The sequence below is a fragment of the Rhodothermus bifroesti genome (assembly GCF_017908595.1).
Classification (GTDB): Bacteria; Bacteroidota; Rhodothermia; order Rhodothermales; family Rhodothermaceae; genus Rhodothermus; species Rhodothermus bifroesti.
Window position 1 is genome coordinate 72226 of record NZ_JAGKTL010000003.1, and the last position, 14195, is coordinate 86420.

The following is a 14195-nucleotide window of genomic DNA, read 5'->3' on the forward strand; positions in this document are numbered from 1 at the left end:
TTATGTTCAGCGAGCGGCGTAAAGTAGACTTGGTGCTCATCAGCTTCTGGGTGCTGCTGGTCAGTGCAGGCCTAATGGCGATCTATAGCACAACGCATGGTCCAGCAGCAGAATTTTTGCCGCAAAGCGTAAGGGATAACTTCATGCGACAGCTGTTGTGGGCTGGGTTATCGCTGGTAGCCTTGGGTGCTGTGCTGGCCTTGCCCATTCGCTTTTTCCAAACTATGGCCTATCCGATCTATGGCCTAACCCTTGTGCTGCTCGTGATCACGCTGGCCATTGGGCGCGAAGTCAACGGCGCTAAAGCTTGGCTATACTTTGGGCCTGTGGGTTTGCAGACTTCAGAGCTGGCTAAGGTAGGAACGGTATTGGCCGTGGCGCGGCTGCTTTCAAGCCGTCAAGCGCGCGTTGATACGGTGCGTTACGCTTTGGCTGCTGTTGGATTGATTTTGCTCCCAGCCGGAATCATTATCCTCCAAAACGATACCGGAACGGCGCTGATCTTTTTGGCGCTTATTCCCATCATGCTGTTTTGGAGCGGTCTCCCTATGGCCACGGTTTTGTTGGTGATTTCCCCAGCCCTTGCGGGCTACCTGACCGTGGTCTACTGGCCTGCGGCCTTGGCCTTTGCTGTGCTGTTTACAGTGGGTATGTACTGGCGTACCCGTGAGGCCTATATGGGTGTTTTAGCTGGCTTGTTCACGGGTGGTGCGGCTGCAGCAGCCTCGTTTGCCTTAGCGTATGTGCTTAAACCCTATCAGTTAGCACGTGTGATTTCGTTTACCAACCCTGAATCGGAAGCTTTTCGCAAAACTTACGGCTTCCACCTAGTGCAGTCGAAAGCCGCCATTGGGTCCGGTGGTCTTTGGGGCAAAGGCTTTATGCAGGGCACGCAGACGCAAGGCGCTTACGTACCTGAGCAGTCGACCGACTTTATTTTTAGTGTCATTGGGGAGGAGTTTGGCTTTGTAGGTGCTGGACTGGTGGTTTTGCTTTTTACGCTACTTTTAATACGGCTGATACGTTTGGGTAGCGAATGCCGCCATCCTTTTGGTATGCTGGTGGCTGCAGGGGTTGCTGGCGTGATCCTGATTCACGTTTTCATCAACATTGGCATGACCACCGGTTTACTTCCCGTCATTGGTATCCCGCTGCCGTTTTTATCCTATGGTGGTTCGGCTTTGCTGACCCATACGCTCATGTTGGCAATTGTGCTCGATTTACACCGGCGTCGTGACGACTTTTCAATCTTTGTCTGAACAAGACGGGCTGCTTTTTTGTAGATTCGGGCCGTGCTGTTCATGGGAGCATTCCTTTAGCGTGGCATGAAAGCCTACTTGACGCAAGTGCTGCAGCAAGTGCTGCAGGAGATCGATGGCGTGCCCGAGACGTTCACGCCGGAATTTGAAAAGCCTGGCAATCCAGCATACGGCGATTTGGCTACGAATGTAGCTTTGCAACTGGCCCGCGTGCTTAAGCGACCGCCTCGGGCCCTAGCCGATGAGCTGGCCAAACGGCTGCGTGCGTTGCTTGATGCACGGCGGATTGCAGCGGTTGAGGTGGCAGGGCCTGGTTTTCTGAATTTTCGCTTTGCCCCCGATTACCTCGCTCAAGTGCTGGCTGATATCCTGGCAGCGGGCGACCAGTATGGCCGTAGCAACGTTGGCCAGGGAAAACCTGCGCTGGTAGAATATGTCAGCGCCAATCCGACCGGCCCACTGACCGTTGGCCATGGCCGCAACGCCGTCCTGGGAGATACCATTGCCAATCTACTGGACTGGATAGGCTACCGCGTTACACGCGAGTATTACTTTAACGACGCCGGGCGCCAGATGCGCATCTTGGGCGAATCGGTGCGTGCACGTTACCTGGCCTTGGTAGATCCAACGCTTCCTACCAAGAAAATACAGGTCGCTGAGGGGGAATGGGTTGAAGTGCCTGAATCGTTTCCGGAAGATGGCTACCTGGGAGAGTATATCATCGATATTGCCCGCATGCTCTATGAACGCCACGGCGATGCACTCTGCAAAACCGTGGACGTGGCGCCCTTTAAAGAGGCGGCCGAAGCGGTCATTTTTGCCGATATTCGCCGGACGCTTGAGCGGCTGGGCATTCGCATGGATAGCTACTACAACGAGCACACGCTTTACGAGAACGGCAAAATCTGGGAAGTGGTTGAGGCGCTACGTGCCAAAGGTTACATCTACGAAAAAGATGGGGCGGTTTGGTTTCGTACTACCGCTTTAGGCAAAGAACAAGACACGGTACTTATCAAACAGACCGGAGAGCCTACCTACCGGTTGCCGGATATCGCCTACCACATTACCAAGTTCGAACGGGGGTTTGTACGTATTGTTGATGTTTTTGGGGCCGATCACATTGCCACCTATCCCGATGTATTGCGTGCGCTGGAGGTGCTAGGCTACGACGTGCGTAAGGTCGATGTCGTGATCTACCAGTTTGTCACTTTGGTCCGCGGCGGCGAACCGGTAAAAATGTCCACACGCCGCGCAACGTATGTAACGCTGGATGAGCTTATCGATGAAGTGGGAGAAGACGTTACGCGCTTTTTCTTCTTAATGCGTTCGCCCAATACGCACTTAGAGTTTGACCTCGACCTGGCGCGCGAGGCCAGCGAAAAAAACCCTGTCTTTTATTTGCAGTATGCGCATGCCCGCATCTGCTCCATTATGCGCAAGGCTGCCGAGGTAGGGTTGGAAGAAAGACCGAACCCCAACCTTACTCTGCTGCGCCACGAGGCTGAGCAAGGCCTGATCAAGGAGCTCATGCGCTTCCCAGAAGTCATTCAAGAAGCAGCGCAGACCTATGAGCCGCACCGACTGGCCGTTTATTTGCGCGAGGTAGCTGTGGCATTTACGAAGTTTTACGATCAGTGCCGGATTATCGGCGAAGATGAGCCGCTGGCCCTAGCGCGTTTGGCCCTGGCGCGCGCAGCCCAACGGGTACTGGCGAACGGATTGCGTGTGCTGGGTATCTCAGCTCCTGAACGGATGTAGCTATGGAAACGGCGGTCCAAAAATACACGGTAGCTTTTCAGGGAGAGCTAGGCGCTTTTAGCGAAGAAGCAATCCTGGCCTATTTTGGAGAAGCACAGGCCGATCCGGTACCCCTACCTACCTTTGAGGCAGTGTTTGAAGCCTTAGAACGCGGCGAAGTGGATCGGGCAATGATCCCGATCGAAAACTCCCTCTTTGGGAGCGTACATGTGAACTACGACCTGCTGCGAACGCACGAGGTGACCATCATAGGCGAGCTGCAGCTGCGCATCCGGCATCATCTTTTAGGACTACCCGGAAGTCGGCTATCGCAGATTCGCCGCGTCTACTCGCATCCCCAAGCGTTGGGCCAGTGCCAAACGTATTTGCGCACCCAATTGCGCCATGCCGAAATCATTCCCGCCTACGACACGGCTGGGGCAGCCCGTATGGTTGCCGAAAAAGGAGATCCCGAAGCTGCAGCTATTGCTGGAGCCCGAGCAGCAGCTAAATATGGCCTCAAGATACTGGCCTCCGGCATCGAGAGCCACCCGCAAAACTATACGCGTTTTTTGCTGCTGGCTCGACCCCAGGTAAAGCCCCCGAACGGCGATCCCAAAACCATGAAAACTTCTATTGTTTTTGCGTTACGCGAAAACGTCCCGGGTGCACTCTTTAAAAGTCTGGCCGTTTTTGCCCTGCGCGATTTGGATCTGTACAAAATCGAAAGCCGACCTTTAATTGGCATGCCAGGCAGCTACTTGTTTTATTTGGACGTAGCCGGTTCGATCCACGATGCAGCATTGCAGCGCGCATTGGATCATTTAGCCGAAGTGGCCGCGTTTGTACGCTTACTGGGTTCCTATCCTCGCGGAGAACGGGTAGATTAAGCCATGTCGCTGCGCTATACGCTTCGGGAAGGATTGGCCGGATTGCAGCGGGCCCGTTTTGCCTCGATGGCAGCCATTAGCGCCATGACGGTCGCGCTGGTACTCATCGGCCTGTTTACTGCAGTAGGCTACCATGCGCATCAGATCACCAACTGGCTGCGCCAGCGCGTTGGCGAAATCGAGATTTTCCTCAAAGACGATACCGATGAAGCTTTGGCGCAGGCCCTCTATGCGCGCGTTCGCAGTTTGCCCGGTGTAACCGAAGCGCGCTACATTTCCCGCGAAGAGGCGCGGCAGATTTTCTTAGAAGAGTTTGGCGAAGGGGGGGAAGTGTTTTTAGATGAACCTTTTCTGCCCGCTTCCATTCGCGTGCGTTTTGAACCTGCCTTAGCCAACCCGGATACACTAGCGCGCCTGGCTTCTTGGATTTCAAGCTGGAATCACGTTGACGAAGTGGTCTTTAATCAACCTTTACTGGTCAAGGTGCAGCAAAACCTGCGTCTTATCACCTTAACAGGGCTAGCGCTAGGGTTGCTGGTTATGTTGGCAGCTGTTTTTTTGGTAGCGAATACAATTCGGCTTACCGTATATGCCCGGCGGCTGTTGATCCGCACCATGAAGCTTGTAGGGGCAACAGATGCCTTTATCCGACGTCCCTTTGTAGTAGAAGGCATGGTGCAGGGGGCACTAGCCGGCTTGTTAGCTGCTTTGGTGGTGGCTGCAGCCTATCAACTGACCATAGGCTATTTGCCGCAGCTAAGCAGTAGTCCGCGGACTTTTCTGCTGGTTTTGGTGGTGGGACTGCTGCTGTATGGCATTGTGCTCGGCTGGTTTGGAGCGGCTTGGGCTGCGCGACGGTTTATTCGTCAAGTGTCGCTGCATTAAGCTTATTTTTGGGAAAAGTGGCGGTAGAGGGCCACAGCAACCCCAAGCGAAAGCAGCAAGACAGCCGCAGGAATCACCACGCCCCAAAGCGTCACTGAGCGTGTTGGTTCAGCGTGCTGAAACAGCAAAAACAGCGCTTGCATCATACGCGGTTTCCTTTGCGGTGATGGCGTCGGTAAGAGCGCCAAGCCAACAGCAACCCCAGGAGTGAGGCGGCGTACGCGATGGTCATCCCGATAACTGTTGCCAGCCCTTGTTCCATTTTAGGTCTCCCAACGAACCGTTTTTTCCAGTTGCTGCAAGTATTCCTTTTGGCGCTGCTCGTATTCTTCGGAGATGGCCTTGAGTTTGGGGTCGATTACCCAATGCAGCAACGCTGTGAGTACAATCCCGACCCCCAGCGTAACTAACCCCTCCCAACGCAGCAGCAAGCTTAGTGCTGTACCTAAGGTGAGTGTTACATAGGCCAGGGGGGAAAGAATAATCGCTATAGCGTCTTCTTTGGTCCACTCGTCAGCTTCAGCTGCCGTCCAGGAGCGTCGAATCCAGCCCATAGCATTTACGTTGCAGGTTGCGTTTTGGGGGTAAGTAAGCCGCGGCGCTCAGCCTCACGACGCACCGGTCCCCACCAGCCAAGGGGGCGAGCCATCACGTAATATTTCACCAGGTGGTCCATATTTTCGGGTGGGGTTAGCAGCGTAACCGGAAGGTACACCAGCGCGCCGAGCACCATTAGCAGCCAAAACTGCTCGTAGTCGGCCAGCGGTGGTAATATGTCAAAGGCCGGCAGCACCCAGACCACCAGCCAGCTAAAGCCCAAATTCGCAATCCAAGCCGAAAGATATCCCCAGGCATTAAAACGCCACCAGACCACCTGGAGAATATTCGGCAGCCATACCCCTGCAGCCATGATCCAAAGGGCAAAAATAAGCCATGAGGTGATTTCCTCCATCATCAGCCCGTAGATCAGCGAGCCGATAAGTAAAATCAACGTGGCTATGCGTCCGACCCACACCAGCTCACGTTCAGAGGCGTGCGGCTTCACGTAGTGCTGGTAAAGGTCGCGTGTGGCGTACAGCGCCCCCAGGTTGAGGTGCGTAGAAATGGTGGACAAGTGGATGGCTACAATACCGGCAAAGAAAAAGCCTACTAGTCCAGCAGGCAAAAAGTCAAATCCTAGTCGAAACCAGCCCAGCTCGTACTCAGCCGTGTTTTCGATACCTGGAAACATCACGTAAAAGGCTAAAATAGCTACTGCCCATAAGGCATTGCGCATGAGCACCAGTGCACTGCCCCACCAAATGCTGTAGCTGGCATCGCGCACTGTCCGGGCCGACTGAATGCGTTGTGCCTCAGCGAACCAGTCGATGGTGGTGCCCATGCCAAATCCGCCTAGTAGCGCAATAAAAAGCATGGTCAGAAACCAGGCTACAGGAAAATCGCCCGTAAACCATCCCGTGAAAGCAAAAGGATTGAGGCGGTGCGCTTCGCCCATAGCCGTTAGCTTTTGCACAATGGCCAAAGGACCACCAGCTTCGGCAATCCCCCAAAGCGAAACCAGTACAATGATGAAAAAGGCAATAATCCCCTGCTGAAAGTCAGCGACCACAACGCCCCAGTAGCCTGCAGCCAATACGTAAAGCGCGCAGGCGCCCGAAAAGACCACAAGCCCCACCCACGGCTCCCAGCCAAACAAAAACTGGCAGACCTTTCCCATTGCAATGCCTACCCAGCCCAGAATGAACATGTTCATAAAAACCTGCCAGCCAGCCATCCAACCACGGATGAGTTCAGCCCCCAAACCCCCAAAGCGCAGCACATTCCATTCGGCTTGCGTGTAAGCCAGCGAGCGGCGAAAAATGCGTGTGGAAACAAAGGCGCTAATGGCGCACCAGGCCGAAAAGAACGTGTACCAGATGCCGGAAAGCCCATAACGATAAATTACGCCAGTCACCCACATGGGCGTGTCCGTCGCTGTGTGCGTAGCATAGACCGAGGCCGCCGGTAGCCACCAGGGTAAACCACGGCCCGCCAGAAAAAAATCTGACTGCGAGCGTTTGCCTAGGCGATAAAAGAAAAACCCGCTGCCGATCATGATCAGCAAGTAAAGCGCAACCCAAAGCCAGTCTAGCCAACCAAAGACAACCATAGTATGGGTTTTTTAGCGAAACGTGAAGATGTCGCAAATGCTAAAAAGTATGGATTAAAATGTCAATGCACAAAACATGGCAGAAAGCTTAAAAAAGATCAGCATGGTGCGAACTTTTAGAAAATCTGACCGTTTAGCCGCTAAACCATAGCAACTATAGGCCAATTCAGGAGCGTCTACCGTGGCACACGCAAAAGCAGGCGACCACGTCAAGGTCCACTACACCGGTCGTCTTAGCGACGGCACCGTTTTCGACTCTTCCCGCGATCGCGAACCGCTCGAGTTCACGCTAGGCATCGGCGAAGTGATTCCGGGATTTGAGCAAGCGGTTTTGGGCATGGAGCCCGGTGAAACCAAAACCGTCACCATTCCAGCTGAGGAAGCCTACGGCCCTCGCCGTGAAGATATGATCATCGAGGTTAGCCGCGACCAGGTGGCTCCTGGTCTGCAGCTTGCCATAGGCCAGCAGCTTCAACTGCGGCTGCAAGATGGCCGCGTGATTCCAGTGGTTGTGGCTGACCTAAGCGAGGAGACGGTAACGATCGACGCTAATCACCCACTGGCCGGTGAAGACCTGACCTTTGAAATCGAGCTGGTGGCCATAGCCTAAGGCAACAGCTGCAACATGCGGGCGTCATTGGGTTAAACCGAGAAACGCCGGTCACCAACAAGGCCGGCGTTTTTTTGCGTTGCAAAAACCATCCAAACTTCACAAAACCGGCGTATCCCTGCTTTGCATTAAGCGTTAACTTAGATTGAATCTAAGTTATGTTGTCCATAGGGCGATGCACATACTGGAAGCATTTCGGAAGGCGGCACCGGAAGGATTTACGTTTCATTTGCTTCCTGGAAAGGGGCGCTACAAATACTATCTAGAAGGGAAGGGTTCTCGCTTAGGTGTGTTGTTTGAAGACACGCTAAATGTTTACTATGAGTGGTTGACCGAAGAAGGCGAGCCCGTACCCTACGGACCCGAGCTGCGCTATAAATGGTTTGCCAAACATGAGCTAGCGCAATTGATTTTGCAGGGGGTGTGGGAGGTTACGGAAGCACCTTCCGAGGTGGTCTCCGCTTAACGGCCTACCAGTTCAGCAGCTTCTTGCAGGCGTACGCCCACCAGTGTGGAAACCCCAGGTTCTTGCATGGTTACGCCGTAGAGGCGATCGGCCAGTTCCATGGTGCGCAGGTTATGCGTCACCAAGATAAACTGCGTGTGGTCTGCAAAGCTGCGCAGCAGACGCATAAAGCGCTCGATGTTGGCCTCGTCCAGTGGCGCATCGACTTCATCGAGGATGCAGAAAGGGCTAGGTTTGGTCAGGTAGAGCGCAAAGAGGAGGGCAATGGCCGTCAGCGCCTTTTCCCCACTGGAGAGCTGGGCTAGGGTGCTAGGGCGCTTGCCGCGTGGTCGGGCTAGAATTTCGATAGGTGATTCTAGCGGATCGTTGGGGTCCAGCAGCTTGAGATCGGCTGCAGCGTCATCGCCAAAAAGCTGACGAAAGAGCTGTTGGAAGTTGCGTCGAATAGTTTCGAACGTTTCCAAAAAACGTTTGACTGCCGTTTGATTGATTTCCCCGATTGTGGTCTGTAGGGTTGCTTCGGCCGATTCCAGGTCTTGCTGTTGGGCAAGCAGAAAATCCAGTCGCGTTTTTTCTTGGTCGTATTGCTCTAAGGCGAGCTCATTCACAACGCCTAAGGTTTCAAGGCGGCGTCGAAGTCTTTCGACTTCTTCGCGGGCCTGGCCTGCATTGAAGTCGCTTGGGGGATCGGGCAGCTGATGGGGGTTGTCAATACCCAGGTGCTCCCGGCTATGGACCAGGAGCCCCTCAAGGCGCGTGCGCGCTTCGGTCAGACGCAGATCGTATTGCTGTGCTTGTTGCTGTGCCTCTTCGTAGGCTCGGCGCAGTTCACGGAGTTGTCGTTCGAGGCGTTCGGCAGCCGCGCGTAGTTCCAGCGTGTGGGTGCGCAAGCGCTGCACTTCGGCTTCGATGGGCGGTTGGGCAGTGTTCAAAGCTTCCTGTTCTTGCCGGACAGCTTCACGTCGGTCCTGATCTTCGCGAAGGCGCTGCGTCCATTGCGCCAGCTGGTGCGCAAGTTCTTGTTGCCGACGGTGCAGACCATCCAGGCGCTGCTTTATTTGCCGGCGTTCTTGTTCCAAATTTTCCTGGCGATTTCGGGCTTCAGCTGCTCGGAGCTGCACCTGGCTTAGCTGTTCCATGGCTGCGTGGTAAGCCTCTTCGGCTTGGCGAAACTGGCCTTCTGCTTCTTCGAGTGCTGCTTGGTAGCGGCGCAGGTCCAACTCGGCTTGATGTACCTTTTCCTGCTGAGTTGCCAGTGCAGCTTCAAGGGCAGTTTGTTCTTTGCTGAGTTCGTTTGCGCGCTTTTTTAGTGCCTCGGAACGGTGCCTATGGTTTTCCTGCTCGATGTTCAGACGCAGCAGGTGTTGTTCTTGAATCCGTAGGGTTTGTTCAGCTTTTTGCAAAGCGTTGTGCTGCTGTTCGAGCGGGAGGTTTTGCAGGGTTTGGGTCAAGCGCTGCATGGCTTGCTGCAGACGTGCCCGTTCTTCTTCCAGCACCTGCTGCTCTTGGCGCAACGCTGCCAGGCGGTCGCGGTGATCTAAGCGGCTGCTAAAAGAAGCGCGGGGAGGCTGGGTGCTGCCTCCATGCCACCAGCCCCGGCTATCGATCCATTCCCCTGAAGGGGTGAAAAAGCGTGCCGGAGCAGGGGTGGCTAGGGCGGCCTGGCGTGCGGCTTCGAGATCGTCCACCAGGTAGGTGTGGTGCAAAAGTAAAGCCGCCAGTGTGCGCAGCTCAGGGCGGGCTAGCCGTACGTGTGCAAGTAATGGCTGGGCACCGGGTAGCTCAAGAGGCAGGGGTGGAGGAGAGAGGCGTTCCAAGATGATGAACGTCGCGCGACCCTTTTGGGCATTGCCGAGTAGATCCAGTGCGCGTTGGGCCTCGGCTTCGGTAGCGACTACAATCCAGGTGGCGCGTTCGCCAAGAGCCGCCTCCAGGGCCGGCTGCAGCTCAGGAGCAATGCCCAGCACGTCGGCTACGGTTTCCAGTGGGGCATTGGACCATCCCGGCGTGCGTGCCAGAAAGGGTACAGCATCGGGGAAGGATTCATATGCCGAAAGCAACCCTTCCAGTAGGCGGATTTCCGCCAAGACAGCTTCGCGGCGGCGCTCTACGTGATGGAGCTGCTGGCGATGCGCTTCATAGGCGGCTTGGAGTTGCTCCTGTTGGGTTTGTAAGGTAGCCAGTTCCTCTCTTAGGATTTCAAGCTGCTGCCGTGCTGCTGCCTGCTGGGCGCTTAGTTGGTGCTGTTGCGCCTCGAGGTCCTGGAGCTGACGGGTGATGGTCGCGCGTTCCGTTTCGATGCGCTTGCACTCTTGTTCTAAAAATTCACGCTGGTTGCTAAGGCGATCCAGCTGCCGTTGGGCTTCATGTAGGGTTTGCTCGGCTTGCTGCAGCTGGCGCCGCGCTTGGTGCACAGCTGACTGCCGCTGCGTCAAGATCGATTGGGCTGTTTCGCGGGCTTGGATGGCTTTTTGCAGTTCGGTCTCCGCTTGCTGGCGCTGGGGGATTGCCTCTTGAAGGGCTGCTTCGACCGTCGCAAGGCTCTGTTGCAGCTGCGCTTCAAGGCGGCGAGCTTCGGCCAGTTCTTGTTCAAAGCGCGATTTTTCACGCCGCGCGTTCGCAAGGCGTTCTTCCAGCAAACGCGTTTCACTTTCCAGTGCTTGAAGCTGGCCTTGCAGGTTGCGCTGTTGAGCTAAGGCAGCCTCGAGCGCACTTTCTACTTGGGCAAGCTGTTGACGAAGGGTTTCCTGCTCGGCCTCTAAGGCTGCGTAGCGCGTGCGGATCTCACGCAAGCGCTGCTGAGCCTCCTGATGTGCGTTGCTAAGCGCATCGATCTGTAGGCGGAGTTGTTCATAATCATGACGCACGAGCGCCTGCTCTAGCGCTCGCAGCGCTTCACGATGGCGGCGGTACCGCTCAGCCCGATCGGCTTGCCGCTTGAGCGTATCAACCTGGCGCTGGACTTCTTCGATCACGTCACGCAAACGCGCTAGGTCGCCCCGCGTAGCTTCAAGCTTACGGAGCGTTTGCGTACGACGAAGTTTATAGCGGGTGATACCAGCAGCTTCTTCAAAAAGGTGGCGGCGATCTTGGGCATTGTCTGAGAGAATCTCTTCAATCATCTTGAGCTCAATGACCGAGTAGGCACCAGCGCCCATACCGGTGTCCATAAAGAGCTCCTGGATGTCACGCAGGCGACAGACCGTACCGTTGAGGAGATACTCTGACTCACCAGAGCGATAAAGCCGCCGGCCAATGGTGACCTCACTGTAGTGCAGGGGGAGCACGCCACGCGTGTTTTCGACCGTGAGCAAGACTTCGGCCATGCCAACAGGCTTACGGCGTGCTGTGCCGTTAAAAATCACATGCTCCATGCGCTCGGACCGGAGTACACGGGCCCGTTGCTCCCCAATGACCCAACGAACCGCATCGACCAGATTCGACTTGCCGCAGCCGTTGGGTCCAACAATAGCCGTAATGCCGGGGTCAAAGTACAAAACTGTCCGATCAGCAAAACTTTTAAATCCCTGCAGTTCGAGCTTGCTGAGGTACATGGTTTGCCCTTTCTCCTAGGAAAGCCGCCCAAAATAATGCTTCTTGAATCCTATAGCAAGGTAGGCCACCGAGCAACGCTATCCTGAAAAACATCACTAGCATAAGCCGATTGGCTGAAAGTTCAAAATGGCTTGCTAGCGGCTAGATCGTCCGCTTAAGGATCGCGTTCCCGCGCTTGAGGCGCAGCTCCAGGAGCATTCCCCAAAAGCTCCGGTGCTGAAGTTTGCGTCGCAGCCTTTGGGCGTTCACGAGGTTAGTGTTCTGAATATGCACGCTGCCGCTTGTTGCTCGGCATTCTATCCAGAGGAAGGGCTTGCGGCTTCATCGGCCTGGCGCGTAATCCACGCTGCTGTCTTTTGGACTACTTCACGCGCGTTTTTATAAAGCTTATCCTCAGCTATAGGATGAGGACGCATGCCGCCGTGATTGATGTCGTTACGTATGTTGCTGAGCGTATTCCACAACTCGGCCAGCTCACGCTCTTCGGCCGAGTATTGATCGCACTGGTTTTTATCTTGCAGCCCCCTGCTGAGTGCTCCTAGGCAGCGTTCGAGCGCTTCTCGTTTTTCACACGGATTTTCCCCTCGATCTAAGGCATATCGGGTGACGACCGCCTCCCGGGCTGTGGTGACCGCTTGCTGCACCAGGTCAAAGTCCAGCATGAGCTGGATTAAGGCGGCTTGGCTTTTGAGACCTTCACGTGTGGATGGATGGGCTGCGCCTAGAGGACGAATGCGCTTTTGGGTTTGGTCGAGCAGTACACCTAAGGGACGCAGCGAAGGAAGCGTCTGGACGTCCTGCTGCACCTTGTCCAAAGCCTCAAGCAGCTGTGGGGCAAGCTCTTGGTGCACCTGCTGGATCCGAACCAACTGAAGCCCTTGGGCAAAACGCTTCAAAGAAGATGCTGCCTTAGCAGCAAACTTTGCGCGTTTTGCGTTAGGGGTTAAGTAGGTGGTTTTGTGAACATCTTTTATTAAATCGGCTAGGTCCTTACTCTGACCGTAGTGCACAAACTGGTGAACGGCCACGCTCCAATTGATGAGCTGAACAAACGGCATTAAGTCGAAAACGGGCACCTCGCCAGTTGCTGCGTCTCTGGCCTCGAAAGCGCCGTAAACGATATGTTCGATCTGGACTGACCGAACGGTGCGCAAGAAGTACGCCGCAGCCAGCGCCAGCATGGGCTGCGTGCGAAAGCTATGCGTCACGTCGACAATCAGGGTAGCGCCTTCAGGCACATGCTCGGTAAGTACCGTGAAAAGCTCCCAAAGCTCTTCCTCGGTTTTTCCTGAAGGAATAGAAATGGCTTCAAAGGAGTCGCTAAGCGCTGCGCTATGTTTTTGGGCTGCCTCTGGGGTGCAGAGGATCAGCACCCGATCGGGCCCAAAGAAGTGCTGAGCCGCTTCATGAAAGTAAGGTGTTTCGTAAATCTGTCCGTTGTATTGGTACCGACAACGCTGATAGTCGCCAGCACCAAGGAAAGAAATTTGAATACGCATACGCCTACTGGAGGCGGGTGGATTTGTAGGGAATGCCGAGTGTTGTTAATGGCGGTTTTGCGTTTGTGGACAAAATAATCAAAATTGCGCACTGTAGGATTTACCCCTATGCCCGCGAGCAGGTCACTAGGCACTTCGGGTAGTTGTCCACATCATGGAGGTGTATTTCTTAGCCAAAGACACGTCTCAAGGGTGGCGCGTTAGTCCAGAGCATTTCAGCGAACTGTTTAAAAACGCGCTTTGCCCCACAGGTAAGGCTGAAGGGTCATGAAGCGATGCTTAAGTGCCCGGGGAGGGACTCGAACCCCCACGGCCCCGAGGGCCACGTGATTTTGAGTCACGTGCGTCTACCGATTCCGCCACCCGGGCAGATCTGCCGCAGTGAACCTTCATCCCAAAGTTTCGGTTTCGGAGGGCGCACATTTTTCTGCGCAGCCTTTAGCGAGCGCGTTATTCTGCACGATTCGGGGGGTTCCAGCGGCGTGCAGCTTCAAGTAAAGCCATCACTTCTTCGTCGCTGACCGGGCGGAAGTCCTCGTACCACTGACCGACGGCTACAAAGTCTTCGGGCATTGCCACGCAAACCAGGTCGTCCACTTCGGTCTCGAGCATCTCGGCTGTTTCGGGAGCACAGACGCCGGCGGCCAGCACAATCCGGCGGGGTTGCTGCAGGCGTAGTGCGCGCACGGCTGCGAGCGCTGTTGCCCCGGTAGCCAGGCCGTCATCGACCACAATCACCGTCCGGTTGCGCACTTCAGGGAGAGGTTGGTTCCCTTGGTAGCGTTGCATGCGGCGCTCCAACTCTTGCTGTGCCTGCCGAGCGAGTTGACGGGCTTCTTCCGGGGTAATACCCAGGGCGTGTAAGGCATGCGCATAAAAAAAGGCGATGCCTCCAGGGGCGACGGCCCCGATGGCCAGCTCAGGCTGTTGTGGTGCACCGATTTTGCAAGCGACAAGAACGCCCAGTGGTGCCTGAAGGGCTTGGGCAATTTCGTAGGCGACCACTACGCCGCCACGCGGCAGTCCCAGCACGAGTGGGGCCTCGGCCCGATAAGGCAACAGGTGCTGTGCCAGTTGTCGGCCGGCGTCGGAGCGATCGCGGAAGCGAACAAAAGCAGTCATGTTGCGCGTATGATGGCAGCAGC

The 14195-nt window shown here is 55.4% G+C and carries 12 protein-coding genes and 1 tRNA gene; 6 read left to right on the forward strand and 7 right to left on the reverse strand.

What is annotated here, in order from left to right:
- The first annotated feature begins 2 nt into the window (after window positions 1–2).
- The 4 genes from rodA (at window position 3) to J8E65_RS07240 (ending at window position 4771) form a co-directional block, all read left to right on the forward strand.
- Window positions 3–1259 carry a rod shape-determining protein RodA gene (gene rodA, locus J8E65_RS07225; RefSeq protein ID WP_210375090.1) on the forward strand — a complete coding sequence of 419 codons (1257 nt, stop codon included), beginning with the start codon at window positions 3–5 and terminating at the stop codon, window positions 1257–1259.
- Window positions 1260–1325: 66 nt separating this feature from the next.
- Entirely contained in the window at window positions 1326–3017 is a 1692-nt protein-coding gene (gene argS, locus J8E65_RS07230) for an arginine--tRNA ligase (RefSeq protein WP_210375092.1), read from the forward strand.
- Between the two features lie 2 nt (window positions 3018–3019).
- On the forward strand, window positions 3020–3886 hold the full coding sequence (pheA, locus tag J8E65_RS07235) for a prephenate dehydratase (RefSeq protein WP_210375093.1): 867 nt from the start codon (window positions 3020–3022) through the stop codon (window positions 3884–3886).
- A 3-nt stretch (window positions 3887–3889) separates the two neighbouring features.
- The gene (locus J8E65_RS07240) at window positions 3890–4771 is read left to right on the forward strand and encodes a cell division protein FtsX (protein WP_210375095.1); all 882 of its coding nucleotides are present in this window, start codon (window positions 3890–3892) and stop codon (window positions 4769–4771) included.
- A gap of 2 nt (window positions 4772–4773) precedes the next feature.
- On the opposite strand, the gene J8E65_RS07245 is transcribed toward J8E65_RS07240, so the two are convergent.
- The 3 genes from J8E65_RS07245 to J8E65_RS07255 form a co-directional block, all read right to left on the reverse strand.
- Window positions 4774–4917 carry a hypothetical protein gene (locus tag J8E65_RS07245; protein ID WP_210375467.1) on the reverse strand — a complete coding sequence of 48 codons (144 nt, stop codon included), beginning with the start codon at window positions 4915–4917 and terminating at the stop codon, window positions 4774–4776.
- Between the two features lie 117 nt (window positions 4918–5034).
- Window positions 5035–5325: a hypothetical protein gene (locus tag J8E65_RS07250; protein WP_210375096.1), complete on the reverse strand. Its 291-nt coding sequence runs from the start codon at window positions 5323–5325 to the stop codon at window positions 5035–5037.
- Window positions 5326–5330: 5 nt separating this feature from the next.
- Window positions 5331–6920, reverse strand: a complete 1590-nt coding sequence (locus J8E65_RS07255) for a sodium:solute symporter family protein (protein ID WP_210375098.1) — start codon at window positions 6918–6920, stop codon at window positions 5331–5333.
- A 181-nt stretch (window positions 6921–7101) separates the two neighbouring features.
- Here J8E65_RS07255 and J8E65_RS07260 point away from each other — a divergent pair, with 181 nt between their 5' ends.
- Complete coding sequence (locus tag J8E65_RS07260) at window positions 7102–7530, forward strand: FKBP-type peptidyl-prolyl cis-trans isomerase (protein WP_210375100.1); 429 nt, start codon at window positions 7102–7104, stop codon at window positions 7528–7530.
- 175 nt (window positions 7531–7705) lie between these two features.
- Window positions 7706–7996 carry a hypothetical protein gene (locus J8E65_RS07265; protein ID WP_210375101.1) on the forward strand — a complete coding sequence of 97 codons (291 nt, stop codon included), beginning with the start codon at window positions 7706–7708 and terminating at the stop codon, window positions 7994–7996.
- Here J8E65_RS07265 and smc read toward each other — a convergent pair.
- The 4 genes from smc to J8E65_RS07285 form a co-directional block, all read right to left on the reverse strand.
- On the reverse strand, window positions 7993–11550 hold the full coding sequence (gene smc / locus J8E65_RS07270) for a chromosome segregation protein SMC (RefSeq protein ID WP_210375104.1): 3558 nt from the start codon (window positions 11548–11550) through the stop codon (window positions 7993–7995). The two genes, J8E65_RS07265 and smc, sit on opposite strands and share 4 nt — an antisense overlap.
- A 297-nt stretch (window positions 11551–11847) precedes the next feature.
- Window positions 11848–13050 (reverse strand): TIGR02221 family CRISPR-associated protein, encoded by a 1203-nt coding sequence (csx2, locus tag J8E65_RS07275; RefSeq protein WP_210375105.1) that lies wholly within the window; start codon window positions 13048–13050, stop codon window positions 11848–11850.
- 284 nt (window positions 13051–13334) lie between these two features.
- A tRNA-Leu gene (locus J8E65_RS07280) sits at window positions 13335–13419 on the reverse strand.
- 81 nt (window positions 13420–13500) lie between these two features.
- Entirely contained in the window at window positions 13501–14172 is a 672-nt protein-coding gene (locus tag J8E65_RS07285) for a phosphoribosyltransferase (RefSeq protein WP_210375106.1), read from the reverse strand.
- Window positions 14173–14195 lie beyond the last annotated feature (23 nt).

Coding starts and splice junctions, on each gene's coding strand:
- J8E65_RS07240 (WP_210375095.1), top strand. CDS start 3,890: ATGTCGCTGCGCTATACGCTTCGGGAAGGATTGGCCGGATTGCAGCGG.
- J8E65_RS07265 (WP_210375101.1), top strand. CDS start 7,706: ATGCACATACTGGAAGCATTTCGGAAGGCGGCACCGGAAGGATTTACG.
- J8E65_RS07250 (WP_210375096.1), bottom strand. CDS start 5,325: ATGGGCTGGATTCGACGCTCCTGGACGGCAGCTGAAGCTGACGAGTGG.
- argS (WP_210375092.1), top strand. CDS start 1,326: ATGAAAGCCTACTTGACGCAAGTGCTGCAGCAAGTGCTGCAGGAGATC.
- smc (WP_210375104.1), bottom strand. CDS start 11,550: ATGTACCTCAGCAAGCTCGAACTGCAGGGATTTAAAAGTTTTGCTGAT.
- csx2 (WP_210375105.1), bottom strand. CDS start 13,050: ATGCGTATTCAAATTTCTTTCCTTGGTGCTGGCGACTATCAGCGTTGT.
- J8E65_RS07245 (WP_210375467.1), bottom strand. CDS start 4,917: ATGATGCAAGCGCTGTTTTTGCTGTTTCAGCACGCTGAACCAACACGC.
- J8E65_RS07255 (WP_210375098.1), bottom strand. CDS start 6,920: ATGGTTGTCTTTGGTTGGCTAGACTGGCTTTGGGTTGCGCTTTACTTG.
- J8E65_RS07285 (WP_210375106.1), bottom strand. CDS start 14,172: ATGACTGCTTTTGTTCGCTTCCGCGATCGCTCCGACGCCGGCCGACAA.
- rodA (WP_210375090.1), top strand. CDS start 3: ATGTTCAGCGAGCGGCGTAAAGTAGACTTGGTGCTCATCAGCTTCTGG.
- pheA (WP_210375093.1), top strand. CDS start 3,020: ATGGAAACGGCGGTCCAAAAATACACGGTAGCTTTTCAGGGAGAGCTA.